Annotated in this window: 24 protein-coding genes; 11 read left to right on the forward strand and 13 right to left on the reverse strand. The window is 64.3% G+C overall.

Translation table 11 applies throughout. The annotated features are described in order from the left end of the window. Positions 1-178: 178 nt before the first annotated feature. A complete protein-coding gene (locus M5G17_RS25835; protein WP_273895695.1) occupies positions 179-1,918 on the reverse strand; it encodes a dipeptidase in 1,740 nt (579 codons plus the stop codon). A 310-nt stretch (positions 1,919-2,228) separates the two neighbouring features. On the opposite strand from M5G17_RS25835, the gene M5G17_RS25840 reads away from it, so the two are divergent. The 3 genes from M5G17_RS25840 (at position 2,229) to hemN (ending at position 5,467) form a co-directional block, all read left to right on the forward strand. Continuing rightward, on the forward strand, positions 2,229-2,672 hold the full coding sequence (locus tag M5G17_RS25840; protein WP_273895696.1) for a hypothetical protein: 444 nt from the start codon (positions 2,229-2,231) through the stop codon (positions 2,670-2,672). Positions 2,673-2,760: 88 nt separating this feature from the next. Continuing rightward, complete coding sequence (locus M5G17_RS25845; protein WP_273895697.1) at positions 2,761-4,095, forward strand: oxygen-independent coproporphyrinogen III oxidase; 1,335 nt, start codon at positions 2,761-2,763, stop codon at positions 4,093-4,095. Beyond that, the gene (hemN, locus tag M5G17_RS25850) at positions 4,082-5,467 is read left to right on the forward strand and encodes an oxygen-independent coproporphyrinogen III oxidase (protein ID WP_273895698.1); all 1,386 of its coding nucleotides are present in this window, start codon (positions 4,082-4,084) and stop codon (positions 5,465-5,467) included. Before M5G17_RS25845 ends, hemN begins: the two co-directional genes overlap by 14 nt. Here the strand turns inward: hemN and cobA are convergent. From cobA to M5G17_RS25900, 10 genes are all read right to left on the reverse strand, one after another. Beyond that, positions 5,446-6,297: a uroporphyrinogen-III C-methyltransferase gene (gene cobA / locus M5G17_RS25855; protein ID WP_273895699.1), complete on the reverse strand. Its 852-nt coding sequence runs from the start codon at positions 6,295-6,297 to the stop codon at positions 5,446-5,448. The genes hemN and cobA overlap by 22 nt on opposite strands. 71 nt (positions 6,298-6,368) lie before the next feature. Continuing rightward, on the reverse strand, positions 6,369-7,547 hold the full coding sequence (gene nirJ / locus M5G17_RS25860; protein WP_273895700.1) for a heme d1 biosynthesis radical SAM protein NirJ: 1,179 nt from the start codon (positions 7,545-7,547) through the stop codon (positions 6,369-6,371). A gap of 1 nt (position 7,548) precedes the next feature. Next, positions 7,549-8,064: a siroheme decarboxylase subunit beta gene (gene ahbB / locus M5G17_RS25865; protein WP_273895701.1), complete on the reverse strand. Its 516-nt coding sequence runs from the start codon at positions 8,062-8,064 to the stop codon at positions 7,549-7,551. Beyond that, the gene (locus M5G17_RS25870) at positions 8,039-8,482 is read right to left on the reverse strand and encodes an Lrp/AsnC family transcriptional regulator (protein ID WP_273895702.1); all 444 of its coding nucleotides are present in this window, start codon (positions 8,480-8,482) and stop codon (positions 8,039-8,041) included. Before M5G17_RS25870 ends, ahbB (M5G17_RS25865) begins: the two co-directional genes overlap by 26 nt. Continuing rightward, entirely contained in the window at positions 8,475-8,990 is a 516-nt protein-coding gene (gene ahbB / locus M5G17_RS25875) for a siroheme decarboxylase subunit beta (protein WP_273895703.1), read from the reverse strand. The genes M5G17_RS25870 and ahbB (M5G17_RS25875) overlap by 8 nt, the downstream gene beginning before the upstream one ends. Further along, the gene (locus tag M5G17_RS25880; protein WP_273895704.1) at positions 8,987-9,445 is read right to left on the reverse strand and encodes an Lrp/AsnC family transcriptional regulator; all 459 of its coding nucleotides are present in this window, start codon (positions 9,443-9,445) and stop codon (positions 8,987-8,989) included. Before M5G17_RS25880 ends, ahbB (M5G17_RS25875) begins: the two co-directional genes overlap by 4 nt. Position 9,446: 1 nt before the next feature. Next, positions 9,447-10,625, reverse strand: coding sequence for a cytochrome D1 domain-containing protein (locus tag M5G17_RS25885; RefSeq protein ID WP_273895705.1), 1,179 nt, complete (start codon positions 10,623-10,625; stop codon positions 9,447-9,449). Then, positions 10,622-10,945 (reverse strand): c-type cytochrome, encoded by a 324-nt coding sequence (locus M5G17_RS25890; protein WP_273895706.1) that lies wholly within the window; start codon positions 10,943-10,945, stop codon positions 10,622-10,624. Before M5G17_RS25890 ends, M5G17_RS25885 begins: the two co-directional genes overlap by 4 nt. A 20-nt stretch (positions 10,946-10,965) precedes the next feature. Next, positions 10,966-11,280 carry a c-type cytochrome gene (locus M5G17_RS25895; RefSeq protein ID WP_130264345.1) on the reverse strand — a complete coding sequence of 105 codons (315 nt, stop codon included), beginning with the start codon at positions 11,278-11,280 and terminating at the stop codon, positions 10,966-10,968. A gap of 24 nt (positions 11,281-11,304) precedes the next feature. Next, positions 11,305-12,987, reverse strand: coding sequence for a cytochrome D1 domain-containing protein (locus M5G17_RS25900; protein ID WP_420793327.1), 1,683 nt, complete (start codon positions 12,985-12,987; stop codon positions 11,305-11,307). Between the two features lie 199 nt (positions 12,988-13,186). On the opposite strand from M5G17_RS25900, the gene M5G17_RS25905 reads away from it, so the two are divergent. The 6 genes from M5G17_RS25905 to M5G17_RS25930 all read left to right on the forward strand — a co-directional run bounded on the left by M5G17_RS25905 (position 13,187) and on the right by M5G17_RS25930 (position 18,596). After that, positions 13,187-13,981 carry a CbbQ/NirQ/NorQ/GpvN family protein gene (locus M5G17_RS25905; RefSeq protein ID WP_273895707.1) on the forward strand — a complete coding sequence of 265 codons (795 nt, stop codon included), beginning with the start codon at positions 13,187-13,189 and terminating at the stop codon, positions 13,979-13,981. Then, complete coding sequence (locus M5G17_RS25910; protein WP_273895708.1) at positions 13,965-14,543, forward strand: cytochrome c oxidase subunit 3; 579 nt, start codon at positions 13,965-13,967, stop codon at positions 14,541-14,543. The genes M5G17_RS25905 and M5G17_RS25910 overlap by 17 nt, the downstream gene beginning before the upstream one ends. A gap of 9 nt (positions 14,544-14,552) precedes the next feature. After that, positions 14,553-14,789, forward strand: a complete 237-nt coding sequence (locus M5G17_RS25915) for a cytochrome C oxidase subunit IV family protein (protein WP_273895709.1) — start codon at positions 14,553-14,555, stop codon at positions 14,787-14,789. A gap of 97 nt (positions 14,790-14,886) precedes the next feature. Continuing rightward, positions 14,887-15,327, forward strand: coding sequence for a c-type cytochrome (locus tag M5G17_RS25920; RefSeq protein ID WP_273895710.1), 441 nt, complete (start codon positions 14,887-14,889; stop codon positions 15,325-15,327). Between the two features lie 3 nt (positions 15,328-15,330). Continuing rightward, a complete protein-coding gene (locus M5G17_RS25925) occupies positions 15,331-16,758 on the forward strand; it encodes a cbb3-type cytochrome c oxidase subunit I (protein WP_273895711.1) in 1,428 nt (475 codons plus the stop codon). Beyond that, complete coding sequence (locus M5G17_RS25930; protein ID WP_273895712.1) at positions 16,758-18,596, forward strand: nitric oxide reductase activation protein NorD; 1,839 nt, start codon at positions 16,758-16,760, stop codon at positions 18,594-18,596. Before M5G17_RS25925 ends, M5G17_RS25930 begins: the two co-directional genes overlap by 1 nt. Here the strand turns inward: M5G17_RS25930 and M5G17_RS25935 are convergent. Then, on the reverse strand, positions 18,593-18,784 hold the full coding sequence (locus M5G17_RS25935; RefSeq protein ID WP_273895713.1) for a protein DnrP: 192 nt from the start codon (positions 18,782-18,784) through the stop codon (positions 18,593-18,595). The genes M5G17_RS25930 and M5G17_RS25935 overlap by 4 nt on opposite strands. After that, the gene (locus M5G17_RS25940; RefSeq protein ID WP_130264354.1) at positions 18,781-19,464 is read right to left on the reverse strand and encodes a Crp/Fnr family transcriptional regulator; all 684 of its coding nucleotides are present in this window, start codon (positions 19,462-19,464) and stop codon (positions 18,781-18,783) included. Before M5G17_RS25940 ends, M5G17_RS25935 begins: the two co-directional genes overlap by 4 nt. 341 nt (positions 19,465-19,805) lie before the next feature. Between M5G17_RS25940 and M5G17_RS25945 the strand changes: the two genes are divergently transcribed. Next, positions 19,806-20,996 carry an NnrS family protein gene (locus M5G17_RS25945; RefSeq protein WP_273895714.1) on the forward strand — a complete coding sequence of 397 codons (1,191 nt, stop codon included), beginning with the start codon at positions 19,806-19,808 and terminating at the stop codon, positions 20,994-20,996. An 18-nt stretch (positions 20,997-21,014) separates the two neighbouring features. Continuing rightward, a complete protein-coding gene (locus M5G17_RS25950; protein WP_273895715.1) occupies positions 21,015-21,452 on the forward strand; it encodes a CopD family copper resistance protein in 438 nt (145 codons plus the stop codon). The last annotated feature ends 316 nt before the right edge of the window (positions 21,453-21,768 follow it).

Consider the following 21,768-nt stretch of genomic DNA (forward strand, 5'->3'; position numbering starts at 1 on the left):
GCGGGGCTGGACTTCGCTGCATTAAAAAAGGCGGTGCCACGCAGAAGAGCGCGGCGATGGTAAATTAGTTGACGTCAAAATGATATCACTGAAGAAAAACGGCGCAAGGCCCCCCACTGTGGGAGCGGCCTTGCGCCGCGATGGGATGCCAAGCAGCCCTAGGCAGACAGCAGCAGGATTAAAGCTTCGGCAATTGCCCAACACGCCCCATCATTTCAGTCACCACCTGCAGATCCAGCAGGAACTGCTCCACGGTCTTGAACTCATTGTCGTTGTGCCCGGTGTACTTGACGTCGGGCATGGCCAGGCCGAACTGCACGCCATTGGGCAGCTCGTGCACCGAGGTGGCGCCGGCGGAGGTGCCGAATTCGTGCTTCATCCCCAGGTTTTCACTGGCCACTGCCAGTAGTGCCTTGACCCATTCACCCTCGGGATTGCGGAACATCGGCGCGGCGATCGAGTAGTCGAAGGCCGGTGTGATGTGGCTTTTCTTGCTCCAGGCATCCAGCTTGCCGGCGATCTCGCTCTTCAGGACTTCCGGGCTCTTGCCCTTGGGCACGCGCAGGTTGACCGCCAGTTTCAAGGCTTTGTCGTCCAGGCCAACGTAGGTCAGCGAGGTGGTCAGCGGGCCCATGAAGCTGTCGGAGAAGCCGACACCCAGTTTGCCGCCCAGGTAGTCCAGGCCCCAGTTGTCGGCAGCGTAACGGGCGGCGTCGGTGATGTGGTTGTGCTTGAGCGCGACCTTGCCGTCGAGGCTGTTGATGAAGTCGAGCATCCGCGCCACCGGGTTGACCCCGGACTCAGGCTCGGAGGAGTGCGCCGAGACGCCGGTGACAGTCAGTTTGACATCCTTGCCATCGACCTTGGCGCTGACCTCGAAGTTGCCGCCATTGGCTTTGGCGTACTCAGCACCGGCCTTTTGCAGGGCCGCAGCCAGCTCGGCAGGATTGTCGGTGACCAAGGTGGCGACTGAAGTCGATGGGATCTGATTGGTGGCCAGGCCGCCGGTCAGGCCGGTGATCTCGGCGCCCTTGCCGTCGCCTGCGCGGCGGGCAAAACTGGCCATGACCGTGCCGTAGCCTTTCTCGGCGATCACCACCGGGTAACCACCGTCCAGGGCCAGATTGTAGTTGGGCGTCGGGTTGCGTTCGAAGTAGTAGGGGATGGCGTCGCCGCTGGTCTCTTCGGTGGTGTCGACCAGTAGCTTGAAGTTGCGCGCCAGCGGCAGCTTTTCTTCCTTGATGATCTTCATGGCGTACATCGCCACGACGATGCCGTTCTTGTCGTCTTCGGTGCCGCGGCCATACATGCGGTCGCCCACCAGAGTGACCTTGAACGGGTCGAGGCGTGTGCCATCCTTGAGCACCCAGTTCTCCGGGGTGACCGGCACCACGTCGGCATGGGCATGAATGCCGACCACTTCATCACCCTTGCCCTCCAGGGAGATTTCATAGACGCGGTTGTCGACGTTACGGAAGTTCAGGTTGAAGGCCTGGGCCAGGTCCTTGATCTTTGCCGCGATCTTGATGAACTCGGGGTTGTCGTGCTGCTCGACGCCCTCGACACGGAACGTCGGAATGGCCACCAGCTCACGCAGGGTTTGGGTAGCCGCCGCGCCGTATTTGACCCGGGCATAGATACCCAGCAAGCGATGGATTTCGTTCTGCTGGTCAGCCGTCAGCGGCTTGTTGCCGAGAAACGCGGCGATGCTCTGGTCGAGCTTGTCGGCCTTGGCCAGATCGCTCTTGGCCACACTGGTGAGGAACTCGCGGAAGTCCTTGACCGAAGCGTCACTGAAGCTCTTGAGGATGGCCGCGCTTTGCTGTGGGGTAATGTTGGCAAGGGCAGGCGAGGTGACCGATGCCAGGCCAGCGAGCACAAGGGTGGCCGCAGCCAGTTTTTTCAGGGCGAAATTCATTGCGGGGGACATTCCTTTGCAGGCAAGTGATGAGAAAGGATGGTTGCAACAAAACTTTTCCAAGCTACCACCACGGCGAGTGGCACGGGAGTCCCTGAAGTGGGATGTGTCGCACAGAAATGTAAAAGCGGCGCAGAATCGAAAAAGCCATGCGCGCTGTAGGAGCGGGCTTGCCCCGCGATGCGTTCTGCCAGGCGAACACTGCATCGCGAGGCAAGCTCGCTCCCACCGGGTCTTGACTGCCGTCAACCGCCCGGGCCTGCCGCTGCGTTAGTCTGGACCTCAGCGCCAGACACCCGCCGAGGCTCCAATGCTCTACCCGCTGCTGTTAACCCTGCATCTGTTCTGCGCAGTGATCTTCATCGGTACGGTGTTCTTCGAGGTGCTGTTCCTGGAACACATTCGCAAGCAGCTACCGGCCAAGCTCATGCTGCTGTTGGAACAAGCCATCGGCCAACGCGCCCGGCAACTGATGCCCTGGGTGTTGCTGGTGTTGTTCGGCGCCGGGGCAGGGATGGTCGCCCTGCGTTATGCGCCGCTGCTGGCCGCACCGCTGGCGTCGTCCTTTGCCACCTTGTTGCTGCTCAAGATTGCCCTCGCCGCCAGCGTCCTGGTGCATTTTCTGGCAGCCATGCTGCTGTTCAGGACCGGGCGCATGAGCAGTGGCCGGGTGAAGTTCATTCACCACAGTGTGTTCATCCATCTGCTGCTGATCCTGTTGCTGGCCAAGGCCATGTTCTACCTGAGCTGGTAGCCACCCGCGCCGCGCTTGATGCAAATCAAGGCCTGCAGGCCGGACTCGGCGGACACTGAGGCTCCGTAGCCCGTCTCGGAGCCCCGCCATGCTTGATCCACTCCATCGCCACTGGCAGCAGACCACCGCGCACGGGCACTGGCCGGAAGAGCCGGGCGGGCATGCCGATACCCGCAGGTTCCATGCTGGCATCGGTTCGCTGGATGTCTTGCGTGCACTGCGCGCCAGCCGCCAGCAGCACCGGCCGTTGTCGTTGAGCGTGCAGTTGCCGGCCGGGTTCGATAACCAGCAGCAGGACGCCTACCTGCGCTGCCTGCAGCGGGAGATTGCCCTGGTTGGTTGCCACCTGGGCGCCGACCAGCGCATCGAGCAGTTTCAACTGAGCGGCGCTACCCCGAGCGCCCAGGTGCTGCAAGGGTTGATGGAGCAACTGCGTAGGCGCTTCAATTTTCTTGAACACGAACTGGGCGACTACGGCGTCGAAGTCGATTTGCACCACACCGACTGGGCGACCATGGGCCTGTTGCGTGACCAGGGTTTCAACCATGTCAGCATCGGCGTGCCTGATTGTCGCCAGGACGCGGTGCCGTCGGCCGCCTGCTGCCAGAACCCGGCGCCGATTCACTCGCTGATCGATGCGGCGCGCACCTTCGATTTTCGCTCGGTCAGCGTCGACCTTGGCTACGGCCACGCCTGGCAAACCCCGGACAGCTTCGCCCGCAAGCTGGCCACCCTGATCGAGCTTGAGCCTGACCGCTTGCAGGTCTTCGATTATGCCAAGCCACCTGCGCGGTATGCCCACAGTGCCCGGCAAGCGCCGTGCAGCGCGGCCGACAAGGCCCGGATGCGCCAGTTGTGTTTTGCCCAGTTGCTCGCCGCAGGCTACCAGCACATCGGCCTGGGCCAGTTCGTGCGCGCCGACGACGACCTGGCCATCGCCCAGGAACGCGGGCGCCTGCGCCGCAATTGCCAGGGCTTCACCCGGCACGGTTACTGCGACCACGTCGGCCTGGGCCTTGGCGCCATCAGCCAGTTCGATGAGCTCTACACCCAGAATGCCCTTACGCTTGCGCACTACCTGCAAGCGCTTGACAACGACCAGCTGGCCACCTTTCGAGGCTGGCGCTGTGAGGCCGACGATCAGTTGCGCCAGCGGCTGGCCGAGCGCCTGGCCTGTGACCTGGAGCTGGATATCCAGGCCTTCGAGGCCCGTTATGGGGTGGACTTTACGCAGTACTTCGCCAGCGCCTGGCGCCAGCTGGAGGCCATGAGCCGGGCCGGGCTGGTTGAGCTGTCAGCGCGTTACATCAGCATATTGCCCGCCGGCCGTGTGGAAGTGGATGCCATCTGCCAGTTGTTCGCTCCGAGCAGCCCGGGGCTTTCCCTCCATCAGCAATGGGTCGACCACGATGCCAGCCTTTGAATTCAACCGCGCCCTGGTGAAAAAGTACGACCGTCCGGGGCCACGCTACACCTCCTACCCGACCGCGCCGCAGTTTCACCAGGCCTTCGCCCTCGATGATTACCTGCAAGCGGTGCAGGCCAGCAACCAGGCCGCTGCCTCCAAGCCGCTGTCGGCCTATATCCACATCCCGTTCTGCCAGAGCCTGTGCTACTACTGCGCCTGCAACAAGATCATCACCCGCAAGACCCACCGCGCGGCCGAGTACCTGGGCTACCTCAAGCGTGAGATTGCCATGCAGGGCGCGCTGTTCGAACGCAGCCGCAAACTGACCCAGCTGCACCTGGGCGGCGGCACGCCGACCTACCTGAGCAACGCCCAACTGGCTGAACTGATGGACTGCCTGCACCAGGCGTTCAACCTCGACGACAGCGATGCTCACGAGTTTTCCATTGAGGTTGATCCGCGCACCATCAGCACCGGGCAGGTTCAAATGCTGCGCGGCCTGGGCTTCAATCGCCTGAGTTTCGGCGTGCAGGATTTCGACGCCGATGTGCAGGCGGCGGTCAATCGCCGGCAAAGCGAAGCACAGATCTACGCCCTGGTGGCGGCAGCGCGCCAGGCGCGCTTCAAATCGGTCAGTGTCGACCTGATCTACGGCCTGCCATTGCAAACCGTGCACAGCTTCGATGTGACCTTGAGCAAGATCATTGACCTGCGCCCGGATCGCATCGCCGCCTACAGCTACGCACACTTGCCTGAACAGGTGCGGGCGCAACGGATGATCCGTCCACAAGACATGCCACCACCGGAGCGCAAGCTGGAGCTGCTGGAGCTGACGATCCAGCGTCTGACCGAAGCCGGGTATGTGTACATCGGCATGGACCATTTCGCCTTGCCCGATGACGAGCTGGCCCTGGCCCGCGCCAATGGCACCCTGCAGCGTAATTTCCAGGGCTACTCGACCCATGCCGACTGCGACCTGATCGGCCTGGGCGTGTCGGCCATCGGCAAGGTCGGCAACAGTTACAGCCAGAGCGTCAAGCTGCTCTCCCAATACTATGCGCGGCTTGACCAAGGCCTGCTGCCGATCCAGCGCGGCTACCGCCTCAATGCCGACGATGTGCTGCGCCGCGAGGTGATCAACCAGCTGATGTGCCATGGCCGGGTCGACTTCGCTCAGTTGGAAGCGGCCCATGGGATTCGCTTCAACGACTACTTCGCCGATGCCCTGGGGCAGTTGGCCGAGCAGGTGGATGACCAACTGCTGACCCTGGAGCAGGATGCCCTGCAGTTGCTGCCCCAGGGCCATTTGATGATGCGCAACACCGCCATGGCGTTTGATGCCTACCTTGGCGGCGGGCGCCAGGGTCAGTTCTCCAGGACGGTCTGAGAAGTCTCGGGCTGCGCTGCACTCTCCCGGCTGGAAAAGCCGGCGGGGTAGCGCAGCGTCTGCTCGGCGAACAGCCCGACCACCTTGCCGATCACGGTCAATGTCGGGGTCGCGGCGGGGCAGTGCCGGGCCAGCGTCGGCAGTTGCTCGAGGGTGCCGCGCAGCACCTGCTGGTCGGCGCAGGTGCCACGGCTGATCAGCGCCGCCGGGGTATCGGCAGCAAGCCCGGCAGCGATCAATTGCGTGCTGATCACTTGCAGGTTGGCCAGGCCCATGTAGAACACCAGGGTCTGGCTGTCATCGGCCAGGCTTTGCCAGGGCAGGTTCAGTTCGCCATCGTGCTGCAGGTGACCGGTGACGAAACGGCAGGAGTTGACCAGCTCGCGGTGAGTCAGGGGAATGCCGGCGTAGGCGCTGCAACCGGCGGCGGCCGTGATGCCCGGTACCACCTGGCAATCGATGCCCTGTTGCAGGAGAAATTCGAGCTCTTCGGCGCCACGGCCGAAGACGAACGGGTCGCCGCCCTTGAGCCGGACCACGCGCAGGCCCTGATTTGCCAGGTCGACCAGCAGCTGGTTGATCTGCGCCTGGGGCAGGCTGTGATAGCCGCTGATCTTGCCAACGTAGTGGCGGTTGCAACCCGGCGGGATCAGCGCCAGCAGCTCGCTGCTGATCAAGCGGTCATAGACCACCGCATCGGCCTGCATCAGCAGGCTCCAGGCGCGCAGGGTGAGCAGGCGCGGATCGCCGGGGCCGGCGCCGACCAAGGCCACCTCGCCCGGGTTGAAGGGCGAGTGCAGGGCGGCGGGTAGAACAGAGGCACAATGCATGAGGGCGCTCCTTGATCCATCATCAGGGGTGCCGGGTGGCGCCTGTCTCGGCGCCTTGCCCGGTCAGGTTGTCAGGTCATGACGCAAGGAATGCCGGGCGAGGGCGGCAGGCCGATTTCTTCATCGCTCAGGTGGCAACCGGGGTCCTGGCCCCAGAGGTCACCGGCGGCCCAGGCGCGGGTACGGGTGTTGCCGTTGCAGATGCTCAGCCAGCGGCAGGCGGCGCAGCGCCCGGTTACCGCACGAGGGTGCTGGCGCAGGCGCAGCAGTAGCGGGTCGGGCTCGTCCAGCCACAAGGTGCGAAACGGCGTGCGGCGCACATTGCCCACCGAATGCTGCCACCAGTAGGTATCCGGATGAACCTCGCCGGTATTGTCGATATTGGCGATGGCGCTGCCCGAGGCATTGCCGCCCCAGGCTCGCAGCATCTGCTCAAGTTGCGCTGCGTGTTCAGGCAGATGGCGCTCGGTCCACTGCAGCAAGAGGATGGCATCGGCGTCGTTGTTGCCGCTGACAAAATCACTCTCGCGGCCGTGCTCAATATCCTCCCAGGCCCGGTCGAACAGCAGGTCCATCGCCGTGCGGCTCATCTGTTGCAGGGCGTCGAGCTTACGGCTGCGTTTGCCACGGCCGCTGTAGTTCAGGTGCGAGAGGTAGAACTTGTCGACGTCGTGCTCACGCATCAGCGCCAGCAAGGCCGGCAACTGGGCGTGGTTGTCCTGGGTCAGGGTAGTGCGCATGCCGACGCGGATGCCCTGTTCGCGGCACAGGCGGATGGCCTTGAGCGAACGGGCGAAGCTGCCCTCAAGCTGGCGAAAGGCGTCGTGAGTGGCCTCCAGGCCGTCGATGCTGATGCCGACGTAGTCGAACCGGGCGGCGCGCACCCGGGCGATGTTGCTTTCATCGATCAAGGTGCCGTTGCTCGACAGGGCAACGAACATGCCCCGGTCGCGGGCATGGGCGCTGAGCAGAAACAGGTCGCTGCGCAGCAGCGGTTCGCCACCGGAGAGGATCAGCACCTTGACCCCGGCAGCTGCCAGGTCATCGATCACCTGCAGGGCCGCTTCGGTGTTCAGTTCATCGCGAAACACACTGTCGGCCGAGGTGGCGTAGCAGTGCTTGCAGGTCAGGTTGCAGCGCCTGAGCAGGTTCCAGATCACCACCGGCGGGCGCGGGCTGCCCGGCGGGCTGCTGCGTGGCGCCGGGCTGTGGCCGGCGAGGGTGCGCAGGTAATGGCTGATTCTCAGCATGTCAGGCTCCTTGATCCAGCGCGGTGCTGGGCAGGCGTACACCGGTTTTCTTCAGGATGCGGCTGCTGACCAGCATCTCGTCGGCCCGGCAGGCATCGCCCAGCAAATAGCGCAGGTGTTCGCGGTAGCTGTCGATCTCGGTGGCGCTGCGGCCATGGACCATGGCGAACAGGTTGTATGGCCAGCTGCCGTTGCGCGGGCGTCGGTAACAATGGCTGACGAAGGGCTGCGCACCGATCAGCCGGCCCAGGCGTGGCATCTGAGCGTCGTCGACATCCCAGACGGTCATGCCGTTGAAGCGATAGCCCAGGCGGTAGTGATTGGGCACGGCGGCGATGCGCCGAATCGCGCCGTCGGCCTGCAGGCCCTTGAGCAGCGCAAGGGTCGCCTCGACGCTGAGCTGCAACTGCTCGGCCAGCCAGGCCCAGGGATCGTCCACCAGCGGCAGGCCGGCCTGGGTCAGGGTTACCAGGTGCAGGGCCAGGGCCTGTTCAGAGCGAGAAGTACAAACCGACATGGTAGGTTTCCTCCTTGGGCAGGTTCAGCGGGGCCAGGCCGGTGCGCTGGTGGATGCGCTGCAGGGCGTCGTCAAGTGCCTCGGGGCTGGCGCAGGCGAGCACGAACCACATGTTCCAGGCATGCTCGCGGCGGTAGTTGTGGGCGACTTCGGGCATCGCCGCCAGCGTGGCGGCGACGGCCTCGAAGCGTGCTTCGGGCACCGTCAGCGCGGCCAGGGTAAAGGCGCCGCCCAGGCGCTCGATGTCGAACATCGGCCCGAAGCGGGTCAGGCTGCCGTCGTCGAGCAGCCGCTGCAGGCGTTCGCGCAGTTGCTGGCTGCTGCTGCCCAGTTCTGCGGCGAGCACCTGCCAGGGCTGCGGCACCAGCGGCAGGCCCAGTTGCAAGCGGTTGATCAGGCGCCGGTCAAGTTCATCCATGGGGGCACGCTCCGTGGCTGGCGGGGGCGAAACGGCCACCACACTGTTTGAAGGCCTGGGTGCTGAACAGGATCTGATAGGGCAGGTCGCTGAGCAGGTGCCGCTCGAGCAATGCTGTGATCTGCGCTTCGACCCGCTCGCGCTGGCGGCCATGGACCATGCAGAACAGGTTGTAGCGCCACTGCGGCAAACGGCGCGGGCGCTGGTAGCAGAGGCTGACCTGTGGCTCGCGGCCCAGGCGCTGGCCGACTTCGTCGATCAGCGCGTCGGGGATGTCCAGCACCAGCATGGCGTTGGCGGTATAGCCCAGGGCGCGGTGATTGAGGACCAGGCCCAGACGGCGGAACAAACCGTGCTGCTGCCACTGCTGGACCTGCGCCAATACCTGTTGCTCCTCGGCGCCGATCTGCTGCGCCAGGTGCTGATAGGGACGCGCCAGCAGCGGCAGGCCCGCTTCGAGCAGACGGCGCAGGGCCAGGCTTTGCCCGGCATCGAGCGCGCGGTTCATGGTGCTTCTGCCAGGGCGAAGCCCAGGTCGATTCGGTAGGCTGTGAGCATCGGCAGGTCAAGCGGGGTCAGGCCGGTGTCGGCTTCGAGCTCGTCGAGGACCTGCTGCAGGTGCGGGCGATCCGGCCCGGTGAGCACGAACCAGAGGTTGTAGTGATGCTCGCGGGCATAGTTGTGGTTGACCTCGGGGAACTGGCTGATACGCGCGGCCACCTGCTGCAGGCGCTCGGCAGGTACAGCCAGCGCCGCCAGGGTGCTGGCGCCGGCGTGACGGTGTTCGAACACCGGGCCGATGCGCGACAGACGGCCACGCTCGGCCATCTGTTGCAGGCAGGCGATGAGCTGATCCTGGCTACAGTCCAGTTGCTGCGCCATCTCCCGGTAGGGTTCGGCGCAGACCGGCATGCCATGCTGGAAGCGTTCGATCAAGCGGCGTTCAAGGCTGTGCACTGGCATCTCAGTACCCCATCTGCTGGGCGCGGCTGCTGAAGAAGATGCCGCTGGGCGCGGCAGCGGGCAGGCGGGTGAGGCGCTTGAGGCTGTAGGGGTCCCAGACCTGGACCTGGTCGGCGTCACGCACCGACAGCCATAATTGGTCGCCACGCCCGGTGAACTCCATGTGCAGCACCGCAGGGCCGGGCTTGAGGTCGGCAATCACCTGGTGGGATTCGCTATCGATGACTTGCACCCGGTCGTTGTCCGGGTAGGCGAAGTTGACCCACAGCTGACGGCCATCCGGGCGCGCGGTGACGAACACCGGCTGCCCGGCAACGGCAATGGCGGCGGTCTGCTGCCAGTTGCGCGCATCCATCACCAGCACCTGATGACGGCCGACCGCCGGCACGAACGCCTGGTTGTTTGCCAGCGCCCAGCCTTCCAGGTGCGGCATCTTGTACACCGGCAGCTTGGCCTCGCCGCGACCGTAATCACCGAGAACCCGCTTGACCCCGCGTTCCGGGTGCCAGAGATCGAGCTGGGCCATGCCGTCTTCGCCGAACAGCCCGGCCATGTAGTAGCGTCCATCGGCGGTGATCAGGGCGTCATAGGGTTGCTTGCCGATATTGCTGTAGCGAGTGATCTGTGGGGTGTTGCCCTGGCTGAAGTCGGCGCTCCAGATCTCGCCGCTGTCGAACAGGCTGAAGACAAAGCGTTGGCCTGGCGCGTCGACCAGGCCGACCACCCGCGAACGTTTGTTGCCATCGGCCAGCAGGGTGGCGGGGATGTCGGCAACCAACTCAAGGGTCGCGGCATCGAACACCTTGACCCCGCCGGGCACGTAGTTGGACACCGCAATCAAGGTGCCGTCCTGGCTGATGGCGCCGCCGATGCTGTTGCCGCCCTGGATCAGGCGCTTGTCGATGCGCTGCTTGAGCAGATCGATTTTAGTCAGGCCGCCATCGCGGCCAAACACGTAGGCGTAGCGCTGGTCGCGGGAAAACACCGCCGAGGCATGGGACAAGTCGCCCAGCCCGTCGAGCCGCGCCAGGGCCTGGCCGTGGCTGGTTTCAACGATCTGCACGCTGCCGCTGGCGCGCTCGACCACCAGGCCCAGGTCGCCACTGCCGCGCAACGGCGCTTGCGCACAGGCGGACAGCAGCAGCGCAGTGGCGGCGGGCAGGATCAGGCTACGGATCATGGGATGGGTGCTCCTTGCAAGAGGTGATCGACCAGCCAGCCGATGTCTTCGCTGCTGAGCAGCGCCTGCCAGGCTGGCATGGCGCTGCCCGGGCGGCCGAGGCGCACCGTGGCTATCAGGCTGTCGCGGGGTTTGCCGGCCAGGGTTTTGGGGGTCAGTTCCGGGCCCAGGCCGCCGGTCAGGTACAGGCCATGGCAGGCGCCGCAATCCTGGGCCAGCAGGTGTTTGAGCTGCGCCTGACGCTGGGCGTCAGGCGCGGCGAAAACAGGGACGCAGAGCAGGAGGGCAGCCAGGCTGACAACGCCGTTGCAGGTGTTCATGACGCCCTCCTTGGGGTGGGCTACTTGAGGCTCAAGACCCAGTTGGCCAACAGTTTTGCTTCATCATCGCTAACGGCGTTAGCCGGCATCGGGATCGGCCCCCAGTTACCCTGGGTGCCGTTCTTGATGTGGCTGGCCAGGGTGTCGGCGGCGCCTTTGACGCCTGCGTTTTTCACCGCCACGTCCTTGAGCGAAGGCCCTACCAGCTTGCTGTCGACGGCATGGCAGGCAACGCAGGACTTGCTCTGGAACAGCGCCAGCCCATCCGCGGCCACTGCCGGTTGCAGGCTGGCACTGGCGAGCAGGCCAAGCAGCGAAAGCAGAGTATTTTTCATGACGGCTCCTTGCGTTGATGAGGCTCAATAAATGTCGTTTTGGGTGTTGTAGACATTGAACTTGCCGGTCGGGGTGATCAGCCGCTTGTCCTTGATCACCTGCTTGAGCGCCAGGGTCTTGTCGTCGATCACCACCAGCGCCGACTCCTCGGTCTGGCCGTTCCACACCGAGAACCAGACCTCGTCACCGGCCTTGTTGTATTCGGGCTGGACCACGCGCAGGGCGCCTTGCTTGATCCCCGAGTACTCGGCAATCGGCAGTACCTTGTAGCCGGCATCGAGTTTGTCGATGTCGAACACCGCCACCGACTGGCTGATTTTCGGGTCCGGGTTGAAGGTGGTGTCGATGTACAGGTGGCGCGATTCGGGGTGGGTCTTGATGAACAGTGAACCGCCGCCCTGGCCCTTGAGCGAGCCGACTTGTTTCCAGGCGTACTGCGGGTGCTTGAGCGGGTCGGTGCCGATCATCGAGATACCGGCATCGCCCAGGTGGCTGGTGGCCCACACCGGGCCGTACTGCGGGTGCACGAAGTTGGCGCCACGGCCGGGGTGCGGGGTCTTGCCGACATCGACCAGGGCGGTCAGGCGGCGCTCTTTGGAGTCGATCACCGCGACCTTGTTGGAGTTGTTGGCAGCAGTCATGAAGTAGCGGTGGCTGCTGTCCCAACCGCCGTCGTGGAGGAACGGCGCGGCGTCGATGCTGGTGATGGTGAGGTTCTTGATGTCCTGGTAACTGACCAGCATGACCTTGCCGGTTTCCTTGACGTTGACGATGAACTCCGGCCACTCGTGAGAGGCGATGATCGCCGCCACCCGCGGCTCGGGGTGGTATTCCTGCTTGTCGACGGTCATGCCGCGGGTCGAGACGATCTGTTTCGGCTCCAGGGTTTCGCCATCCATGATGGTGAACTGCGGCGGCCAGTAGGCACCGGCGATGGTGTACTTGTCCTCATAGCCCTTGAACTTGGAGGTCTCCACCGAACGCGCTTCGATACCGATCTTGACCTCGGCCACCTTGGTCGGCTCCTTGGGCCACAGGTCGATCATGTCGATGCGTGCATCGCGGCCTATCACCAACAGGTAACGCCCGGAGGCGGAAATCCGCGAGATGTGCACGGCATAGCCAGTCTCGACGACTTTGACGATCTGTTTGCTGTCGCCATCGATCAGGGCGATCTTGCCGTCGTCGCGCAGGGTCACCGAGAACAGGTTCTGCAAGTTGAGGCTGCTCAGCTGGCGGGTCGGGCGGTCTTCGGGCTTGACCAGCAGCTTCCAGGTCTTGCGGGTTTCGGCCATGCCCCATTCCGGTGGGGTGGGCGGGGTGTGCTGGATGAACTGGGCCATGCTGGTGATCTGCGCCTTGCTCAGCGCGTTGGAAGTGCCCCAGTTGGGCATGCCGGCGGGCGAGCCATAGCTGATCAGCGCCTCCAGGTAGGCCTGGCCACGGGCCTGGGTGATGTCCGGGGTCAGCGGCTTGCCGGTTGCGCCCTTGCGCAGCACACCGTGGCAACCGGCGCAGCGCTGGAAGTAGATCTCTTTGGAGGCATCGAAATCGGCCTGGGTCATGTCCGGCGCGCCGGCGCTGGTGACCATGGCCGCTGGCGTCGCGGTCGGGGGGTTCTGCTCGGCGTTGGCACTGCCGGGCAAGGCCAGCGCCAACGCCGAGCAGAGGCTCAGGGCAAAGGTTTTTCGGGTACTGATCAGCATTCCTTCTCTCCTCAGGCTAGACCTTTGCGATGTGCTGGCAGGCCAGGACAGAGCGCAGGTTCTTGGTGCCGGCAAAGGCTATGCCGGAGCAGGCCGCAGACCGCTTGACGGCGATCAAGTTTGCCGGCTGCGGTGCTTGCCAGGTTGTCGCAGGGGCTCTTAGCGTGGTCGTCGAACCCGCCGTTTATCCAGGTATCTCATGGACCTCACAGAACCTCGCTGCGAACCCTTCTACCACGCACAAGGCAACGAACTGGTACTGTTCCAACAGGCCTGGCGCCATGGCTTGCCGGTGCTGCTCAAAGGCCCCACGGGCTGCGGCAAGACCCGCCTGGTCCAGCACATGGCCCAGCGCCTGAAACTGCCCCTGCACACCGTGGCCTGCCACGATGACCTGAGCGCCGCCGACCTGGTCGGCCGGCACCTGATCGGCGCCCAAGGCACCTGGTGGCAGGACGGCCCGCTGACCCGCGCAGTGCGCGAAGGCGGTATCTGCTACCTCGATGAAGTGGTCGAAGCGCGCCAGGACACCGTGGTGGTGCTGCACCCGCTGGCCGATGGCCGCCGCGAGCTGTTTCTCGAACGTACTGGCGAGGTGCTGCAGGCACCGCCGTCGTTCATGCTGGTGGTGTCCTATAACCCCGGTTACCAGAACCTGCTCAAGGGCATGAAGCCCAGCACCCGCCAGCGCTTTGTCGGCCTGCGCCTGGACTACCCGCCGGCCGCTGAAGAAGCGCTTATCGTGCGCCGCGAAGCCGGCGTCGATGGCGCCCTGGCCAATCAACTGGTCAAGCTCGGCCAGGCCCTGCGCCGGCTGGATCAGCACGACCTGGAAGAGGTGCCCTCGACCCGCCTGCTGATCTTTGCCGCACGCATGATCGGCGCCGGCCTGGGGCCTCGAGAAGCCTGCCGGGCCTGCCTGGCCGAGCCACTGAGCGATGATCCGGTGACGGTGGCGGCGCTGATGGACGTGGTCGATGTCCACTTCCCTTGAACCTGGCGTCCGGCCTTTGCCAGGCGACCTGGCGATGTGGTTGTTCATCCTGGCCGAGCTTACGGTGTTCGCCCTGCTGATCCTGGCCTTTAGCGTTACCCAGCAACTCAAGCCGCAGTTGTTCGGGCAAAGCCGCCAGTTGCTCGACACCTCCACGGGCCTGGCCATGACCTTGAGCCTGCTCAGCGCCGGCCTGCTGGCGGCGCTGGCCCAGGTGCAGGTGCGCCAGGGGCAGTCGAGGCGGGCGGCGTGGTTGTTGCTCGCGGCGATGCTGGTTGCCTGCGTTTATGTCGGGATCAAGCTTGGCGAGTATCGTCACCTGCTGGGCGCGGGCCTGGGCATCGAGCACAACACCTTCTTCACCTTGTACTGGATTCTCACCGGTTTTCACTTTCTGCACGTGCTGCTGGGTCTGTTGATTCTCGCCTGGCTGGCGCTCACCGCCTGGCGTCACGGCTATGGCCCGGAGCGTTGCAGCGGCTTCGAATCCGGGGTGCTGTACTGGCACATGGTCGATCTGGTCTGGGTGCTGTTGTTCCCGCTGGTCTACCTGATCGGTTGAGGAGGGCAGATGTCATCTTCGATATTTTTGTTGCTGTGCTGGTTGGCCCTGGCCTGTCTGAGCCTGGGCTCGGTGCTGCTCGGCCAGAGCGCGCTGGTGCTGTTGTTGGCGCTGGCCAAGGCCTGGTTGATCACCGATGGCTTCATGGAGCTGCGCCACGGCCCGCAGCGCTGGCGCTGGCTGATGCTCAGCTGGGCCCTGGTGCTGGCGGCGCTGCTGGGCGTTGGCCTGTACCTTCGCGGTTAATACCCGAGTAAAACCATCAACGTTTCTTGATTGCCATCAAGCAGGTTTTGCCCTCGCGCTTTCTATCATGGGCAGGCCAAGCAATGAGGAAGCGACCATGTCAGAGACCTTCACCAAAGGCATGGCCAGGAACATCTATTTCGGGGGAAGCGTGTTCTTCTTCCTGATTTTCCTGGCCTTGACCTATCACACCGAACAGACCTTTCCCGAACGCAGCAACGAGGCGCAATTGACCGAGGCGGTGGTGCGCGGCAAGACGGTCTGGGAGCAGAACAACTGCGTCGGCTGCCACACGCTGCTGGGCGAGGGTGCGTACTTTGCACCGGAGCTGGGCAACGTGTTCAAGCGCCGTGGCGGCGAGGAGGGCTTCAAGCCGTTCCTGCATGCCTGGATGAAGATGCAGCCGCTGGGCGTGCCCGGACGCCGGGCCATGCCGCAGTTCAACCTGAGCGAACAGGAGGTCGACGATATCGCCGAGTTCCTCAAGTGGAGCTCGAATATCAATACCAATGGCTGGCCGCCAAACCAGGAGGGCTGAGTAATGAGCATTGCCAATCCCCATCTCAAATTTGCCTCCCAGGCTGTTGCCAAACCCTACTTCGTGTTTGCCCTGATCCTGTTTCTGGGCCAGGTGCTGTTTGGTTTGATCATGGGCCTGCAGTACGTGGTCGGAGACTTCCTGTTCCCGGTCATTCCCTTCAACGTGGCGCGCATGGTGCACACCAATCTACTGATCGTCTGGCTGTTGTTCGGCTTCATGGGCGCGGCCTACTACCTGGTGCCGGAGGAGGCCGACCGCGAGCTGCACAGCCCGAAACTGGCAATCCTTCTGTTCTGGGTGTTTGCCGCCGCCGGGGTGCTGACCATCCTCGGTTACCTGCTGGTGCCCTATGCGGGCCTGGCCAGGCTGACCCACAACGAGTTGCTGCCGACCATGGGCCGCGAGTTCCTCGAGCAACCGACCATCACCAAGCTTGGGATTGTCGTGGTCTGCCTGGGCTTTCTCTACAACATCGGCATGACCCTGCTCAAGGGCCGCAAGACCACCGTGAGCATGGTGATGATGACCGGCCTGATCGGCCTTGCGGTGTTCTTCCTGTTCTCGTTCTACAACCCGGGGAACCTGGCCCGCGACAAGTTCTACTGGTGGTGGGTGGTGCACCTGTGGGTCGAAGGCGTGTGGGAGTTGATCATGGGTTCAATGCTGGCCTTCGTGCTGATCAAGATCACCGGGGTTGACCGCGAAGTGGTGGAAAAGTGGCTGTACGTGATCATCGCCATGGCCCTGATCACCGGCATCATCGGCACCGGCCACCATTTCTTCTGGATCGGTGCGCCCGAGGTCTGGCTGTGGGTCGGCTCGATCTTCTCGGCGTTGGAGCCGTTGCCGTTCCTGGCCATGGTCATGTTCGCCTTCAGCATGGTCAAGAACCGGCGCCGCGAGCACCCCAACCGCGCCGCTACCCTGTGGGCCAAGGGCACTACGGTGACCGCGTTTTTCGGCGCCGGGGTCTGGGGCTTTTTGCACACCCTGGCACCGGTCAACTACTACACCCATGGCACGCAACTGACCGCCGCCCACGGCCACCTGGCCTTCTACGGCGCCTACGCGATGATCGTCATGACCCTGATCAGCTACGCCATGCCGCGTTTGCGCGGGCTCGGCGAGGCCGCCGATGAGCGCTCGCAGACCCTGGAAGTGTGGGGCTTCTGGCTGATGACCCTGTCGATGGTGATGATCACCTTGCTGCTCACCGCCGCCGGCGTGGTCCAGGTGCTGTTGCAGCGTTGGGCCGAAGATGGCAGCGCCTTGCCGTTCATGTCCACCACCGAGCAGTTGCGCGGGCTGTTCTGGGCGCGGCTGGTCAGTGGCGTGGGCTTTCTTGCGGGGCTTGTGTGCTACTTGCTGAGCTTTCGCCAGCGCGCTCGCGCCGCCTTGCGCGCACCGGCCAGGGTAGTGCCCTCGTAATGGCCTTCACGGTCGAGTTGGAAGAATGGGTCGGTAGTCTCTGGCATCGCTTCATCACCCGCCGGGCGAGTGTCGATTTCCCTGAGGCGCAGGTCGAACTGGCACCGCGGCAACAGCGCTTGGCCCTGTTGTTCCGGGCCATGGGCGGGGCTGGCGGTATGGGTGTGGAGGCGGCCAGTGAGCGTGACCTGCTGCTGCGCCGCAGCCTGTTGCAGCAGATCGCCGGGACCTGCAAGCAGGCGCCGCTGGCCTGGTGTGACGCCCACAACCTGCGGCTGCCGGCGCACCTGGCGGTGTTTCCCGACGCCGCCTTGAACGAGGAGCTGTATCGCTGGTTGACCTTGCTCGCAGCGCAGGCGGGGCCGATGCGTCATTGGGGGCGGGACAACCAGCGCTGGACCCAGGCGTTGCTGCAACGCTTTCCCGGCTTGACCGGCCGCTACCAGCGGCTGGTCGAGGCGCACCTGCAACTGCGCCCGGATCCGGCCGCGCTGAGCGCCGATGAGGCGCAGCTTGAGCGCGCCTTGCGCCAGGCCCTGCGCGAGCCGGGCAGCGTCGAGGATTTTCCGCGCAGCGAACGGGCGGCCTGGCCGCTGCCGCTGTGGCTGTATCCGCCCTTGCACCTGGCCAGCCCCCAGGCGGGTGACCTTGAAGAGGCCGAGTACGCGCTACCCGACACCCCCGGCCAGCAGCAGGGTGGGCGCAAACGTGCCACCCGCATCGACGACAGCCCGGCCAAGGGCGGCCTGTTGATCGTGCGCCTGGAGAACTTGTTCAGTTGGACCGAACACGTCGACCTTGACCGTTGGGAGGACGACAGTGAAGACCCGGATGCCGCCCGGGTTGCCGAAGACCTCGATCAACTGACCCTGTCGCGCACCCGCATTCGCAAGGGCGGCGGCCTGAAGCTGCACCTGGACCTGCCGCCGGCGGAGGTCGACGACATTCCCCTGGGCGCAGGCATCAAGCTGCCGGAATGGGATTATCGCCAGGGCCGCCTGCAGGCGGATTTCGTCAACCTGCAACTGCTCGAGCCACGCAACGCAGAAGCCAAAACCTTGCCTGCGCATTTGCAGGTGCCGGCGCGGCGTTTGCGCCGGCAGTTCGAACAGTTGCGTAACGACCGTCAGTGGTTGCGCCATCAACCTCAGGGCAGCGAACCGGACCTGCAGGCCTGGCTGGATTTTCATGTCCAGCGCCAGCAGGGGCAGGGCGTCGAGCGTGGCTTGTTCCTGGAACAACGCTACACCCGTCGTGATCTTGCCTGCCTGCTGCTGGCGGACCTGTCGATGTCCACTGATTCGCATCTGAACGATGAGCAACGGGTCATCGAGGTGATCCGCGACAGCCTGTTGCTGTTTGCCGAAGCCCTCAATGCGGTGGGCGATGATTTTGCCTTGTTCGGTTTCTCGTCGCTGCGCCGCCAGCAGGTGCGCATGCAGCAAGTCAAAGCCTTCGGCCAGCGCTATGACGATGTGACCCGAGGCACGATCCAGGGCCTCACACCCGGTTACTACACGCGCATGGGCGCGGCGATCCGCCAGGCCAGTCAGGTGCTAGGCAAGTGCAAGCAGCGGCGCAAATTGTTGCTGCTGCTCACCGATGGCAAGCCTAACGATCTGGACCTGTATGAAGGGCGCTATGGCGTCGAGGACACCCGCGAGGCAGTGCGCGAGGCCCGGCGCATGGGCCTCACACCGTTCTGCATCACCATCGACCGGGAAGCCGGCGCCTACCTGCCGTACATGTTCGGCAGCAACGGCTACAGCCTGATTCGCCAGCCCGAACAGCTGCCGCTGCGCCTGCCGCAGTTGTATCGGCAATTGACTCAAACCTAGCGCGGCAACCACAAGACCATCGCCACACAAAACAGCGTCAGACCGATACAGAACCACAGAAAACGCAGTTGCTGGCGCGCCCCGGCCAGTGCTGCGGTGGCCGGCAACGGCATGCCGCAGTGCTCGCAAGTGCTGGCTTTGGCCGGGTTGGTGTGTTCGCAGTACAGGCACACGGGCAGGGCATTCATTCGAACTGCTCCAGCCGTGGTCGATCGAGAATGGCGATGCAGCGGCCTTGCTGGGAGATGATCTTTTCATCGATCAGGCGGCGGATGATCCGCGAGAAGGTTTCCGGCTGGATCGACAGGTGCCCGGCAATCAACTGCTTGGCCATCGGCAGCTCGAACTGGCGCGCCACCGGTTGCGCGTGCATCAGTTGCCCCAGCAGGTAACGCACCACCCGGTGGGTGGCGTTCTTCAGCGACAGTGTTTCGATTTCGTTGACCCGCTGGTGCAGGCGCACGCACAGCTTGCCGAGCAGGGCGAAGGTCAGCCGGCTGTTGCTTTGCAGCAGGCGCATGTAGGTGCCGGTCGACAGCCGGTACAACTGCGATTGGCCGACGGCCTCGGCCGAGGCCACATAGTTGGGTGTGTCCATCAGCATCATCGCTTCGGCGAAGGTCTGCCGCGGCCCGATCACTTCAAACACCTTTTCCTGGCCGTCCGGCGTCAGCCGGTAGATCTTCACCGCCCCGGCGATCACGAAGTAGAACGCCTCGGCCGGCTCGCCCTGGCGGAACAGCGGTTCGCCCTTATCGACATTGAGCAGTTGGCTGTTGCCCATCAGTTCATCGAGCTGCTCGTCGTTCAACGGCTCGAACAGGTGGTGGCTGCGCAAAATCTGGTGGTGGACGCGGTGCAGTACCATGGCAGTTCATCCTCAGGCGGGAAATGGGTGGTGCTTGAGCAAGAGCCGGGCCAGTCGGCATTTGCCGTGTTGTCCGTGCTGCGGATGGTGCAGGGTTGAAAATACCCGGCGTCTTTGGGTTGTATTTACCCTGTCAGGGTCATTTGTACCCTGGTGCTGCTTGCGCCGGCCTGCAATTGCGCCAGGGCACGGCCCTTGCACAGAGTTGTTCAACAGCCATTGGCAGCCTACGCGGTTGTACGCCAGGCGCCTTGACGTGCGACAAGGGCAAGCGCTCGTCAATGGCAGATGATGACGCCGGGTTTGTGTGCGGTTCCGGCACCCTGTTAAGGAGAGGCTTGATGCAAGTACTTGATCGCCGTAAAGCGCTGGCCATCGCGCCGCTGCTGCGGCTGGCGTTCCGGCCGTTGTTCCTCGCCGGCTGTGGCCTGGCGATGCTGGCCATACCGCTGTGGCTGGCGGCCCTCAATGGCGCTCTGGGCAGCTGGCAGCCGGCCGGCGGCTGGCTGGCCTGGCACCGGCACGAGCTGGTGTTCGGTTTTGGCCTGGCGATCATTGCCGGCTTTCTGCTGACCGCAGTGCAGACCTGGACCAGTCAACCGGGCCTCAGTGGCAAGCCGCTGGCAGGCCTTGCGCTGCTGTGGCTGGCAGGACGGCTGGCGTGGCTGGGCAATGCGCCCTGGCCACTGCTGGCGCTGCTGGAACTGGGCTTCCCGCTGGTGGTGGCGGTATTGATGGGCAGCACCCTGTGGCGCGTGCGGCAACAACGCAATTACCCGGTGGTGATGGTCCTGCTGTTGCTGGCGGCCGTCGATGGCCTGGCGGTGTATGGGCTGGTGCAAGGCCACGAGGGCTGGCAGCGCCAGGGCGTGCTGGCGGGTATCTGGCTGGTGGCGGCGATGATGGGCCTGATTGGCGGGCGGGTGATTCCGTTCTTTACCCAGCGCGGCCTGGGCCGGGCCACGGCAGTGGTGCCCTGGCCCTGGCTCGACTGGTTGCTGCTGGGCGGCTCTGCGCTGGTGGCGGTGCTGTATGCCGCAGGCCTGGCGCTGACAGCCAATACCTGGATCGGCCTGCTGTTCGCCGCCCTGGCGCTGGGGCATGGCGTGCGCCTGTGGCGCTGGCATGATCGCGGGCTGTGGCGGGTGCCGCTGCTGTGGTCGCTGCACCTGGCTTACGCCTGGTTGGCGCTGGCGTGTTTGGGCATGGCCTTGTGGCATTTTGGGGTTGCGTTGAACCCGAGCCTGGCCGTGCACTGCCTGACCATCGGCGCCATGGCCGGCCTGATCCTGGCGATGATCGCCCGGGTCAGCCTTGGTCATACCGGGCGGCCTTTGCAGCCGCCGGCGGGGATGACCCTGGCGTTCATCCTACTCAACCTGGCCGCAGTCAGCCGGGTCTTGCTGGTGCTGTGGCTGCCGCTGGGCGGCTTGTGGCTGGCGGGGCTGTGCTGGATGCTGGCGTTTGCCTTGTATGCCTGGCGCTATGGGCCGATGCTGCTGCGCGCCCGGGTCGACGGGCACCCGGGTTAAGTGCCTGGAGGGGCAAGGATGATCTATCCGTATGTGTTGGTGATTCACCTGTTGGCGGCCATCGCCTTTATCGGCACGCTGTTTTTCGAGGTGTTTATCTGGCGCGTGGCACGGCGCCAGGTGCCGCCTGTGGCCCAGGCCGGGGTCGATCAGGCCTTGTCGCTGCGTTCGCGCAAGGTGCTGCATGGAGTGGTGTTGCTGCTGTATGGCGCAGGCCTGGTGCTGGCCTGGCACCACCGCGCAGCGCTGAGCCAGCCGGGGGGCAGCAGCTTTGCCAGCCTGTTGAGCCTGAAAATCATCCTGGCCCTGAGCATCATCGGCCATTACCTGCTACTGGCGTACTGGTTGCAGCGCGGACGCCTGAGCGAAGGCCGGGCGTGGTGGATTCGCTGCAGCATTCTTGGGCATATGCTGGTGATCGTGGTGCTGGCCAAGGCGATGTTTTATTGGCATTAGCCTATGGCCTAACCGCGGCATAGGTATCTACACATCTCGCGATTGCATGTAGACCGCCGGTTTGCGGCCTCGACAAGCACTCCCGCCATGCACCAAGGCTGACAACGCCGATCTCACAGGCCATGGTACGTTGCAACAAATGTGGGAGCCGGCTTGCCGGCGATGCGCCGCGCGGGCGGCGCTCGATCTCAAGACCGCAAAAAACCTTTCGACATACACCTCGCAGGCTTTACCCCATCTCAAACCCTGCACCTTTGAACCCCTACACCTCTTGCGATTGCGTGATGACGGTGAGGTGTGGGGATGAGGTTAGGGC

The organism is Pseudomonas rubra, from assembly GCF_028656935.1.
Classification (GTDB): Bacteria; Pseudomonadota; Gammaproteobacteria; order Pseudomonadales; family Pseudomonadaceae; genus Aquipseudomonas; species Aquipseudomonas rubra.

Bases quoted from the DNA above. Each gene is read 5' to 3' on its own strand.
- M5G17_RS25890 (WP_273895706.1), bottom strand. From the start codon at position 10,945: ATGAACACCTGCAACGGCGTTGTCAGCCTGGCTGCCCTCCTGCTCTGC.
- M5G17_RS25835 (WP_273895695.1), bottom strand. From the start codon at position 1,918: ATGAATTTCGCCCTGAAAAAACTGGCTGCGGCCACCCTTGTGCTCGCT.
- M5G17_RS25885 (WP_273895705.1), bottom strand. From the start codon at position 10,625: ATGATCCGTAGCCTGATCCTGCCCGCCGCCACTGCGCTGCTGCTGTCC.
- M5G17_RS25870 (WP_273895702.1), bottom strand. From the start codon at position 8,482: ATGGATGAACTTGACCGGCGCCTGATCAACCGCTTGCAACTGGGCCTG.
- ahbB (WP_273895703.1), bottom strand. From the start codon at position 8,990: ATGAACCGCGCGCTCGATGCCGGGCAAAGCCTGGCCCTGCGCCGTCTG.
- M5G17_RS25910 (WP_273895708.1), top strand. From the start codon at position 13,965: ATGTCCACTTCCCTTGAACCTGGCGTCCGGCCTTTGCCAGGCGACCTG.
- M5G17_RS25880 (WP_273895704.1), bottom strand. From the start codon at position 9,445: ATGCCAGTGCACAGCCTTGAACGCCGCTTGATCGAACGCTTCCAGCAT.
- M5G17_RS25935 (WP_273895713.1), bottom strand. From the start codon at position 18,784: ATGAATGCCCTGCCCGTGTGCCTGTACTGCGAACACACCAACCCGGCC.
- hemN (WP_273895698.1), top strand. From the start codon at position 4,082: ATGCCAGCCTTTGAATTCAACCGCGCCCTGGTGAAAAAGTACGACCGT.
- M5G17_RS25925 (WP_273895711.1), top strand. From the start codon at position 15,331: ATGAGCATTGCCAATCCCCATCTCAAATTTGCCTCCCAGGCTGTTGCC.
- M5G17_RS25945 (WP_273895714.1), top strand. From the start codon at position 19,806: ATGCAAGTACTTGATCGCCGTAAAGCGCTGGCCATCGCGCCGCTGCTG.
- M5G17_RS25905 (WP_273895707.1), top strand. From the start codon at position 13,187: ATGGACCTCACAGAACCTCGCTGCGAACCCTTCTACCACGCACAAGGC.
- M5G17_RS25920 (WP_273895710.1), top strand. From the start codon at position 14,887: ATGTCAGAGACCTTCACCAAAGGCATGGCCAGGAACATCTATTTCGGG.
- nirJ (WP_273895700.1), bottom strand. From the start codon at position 7,547: ATGCTGAGAATCAGCCATTACCTGCGCACCCTCGCCGGCCACAGCCCG.
- M5G17_RS25950 (WP_273895715.1), top strand. From the start codon at position 21,015: ATGATCTATCCGTATGTGTTGGTGATTCACCTGTTGGCGGCCATCGCC.
- M5G17_RS25915 (WP_273895709.1), top strand. From the start codon at position 14,553: ATGTCATCTTCGATATTTTTGTTGCTGTGCTGGTTGGCCCTGGCCTGT.
- ahbB (WP_273895701.1), bottom strand. From the start codon at position 8,064: ATGTCGGTTTGTACTTCTCGCTCTGAACAGGCCCTGGCCCTGCACCTG.
- M5G17_RS25840 (WP_273895696.1), top strand. From the start codon at position 2,229: ATGCTCTACCCGCTGCTGTTAACCCTGCATCTGTTCTGCGCAGTGATC.
- M5G17_RS25900 (WP_420793327.1), bottom strand. From the start codon at position 12,987: ATGCTGATCAGTACCCGAAAAACCTTTGCCCTGAGCCTCTGCTCGGCG.
- M5G17_RS25940 (WP_130264354.1), bottom strand. From the start codon at position 19,464: ATGGTACTGCACCGCGTCCACCACCAGATTTTGCGCAGCCACCACCTG.
- cobA (WP_273895699.1), bottom strand. From the start codon at position 6,297: ATGCATTGTGCCTCTGTTCTACCCGCCGCCCTGCACTCGCCCTTCAAC.
- M5G17_RS25930 (WP_273895712.1), top strand. From the start codon at position 16,758: ATGGCCTTCACGGTCGAGTTGGAAGAATGGGTCGGTAGTCTCTGGCAT.
- M5G17_RS25895 (WP_130264345.1), bottom strand. From the start codon at position 11,280: ATGAAAAATACTCTGCTTTCGCTGCTTGGCCTGCTCGCCAGTGCCAGC.
- M5G17_RS25845 (WP_273895697.1), top strand. From the start codon at position 2,761: ATGCTTGATCCACTCCATCGCCACTGGCAGCAGACCACCGCGCACGGG.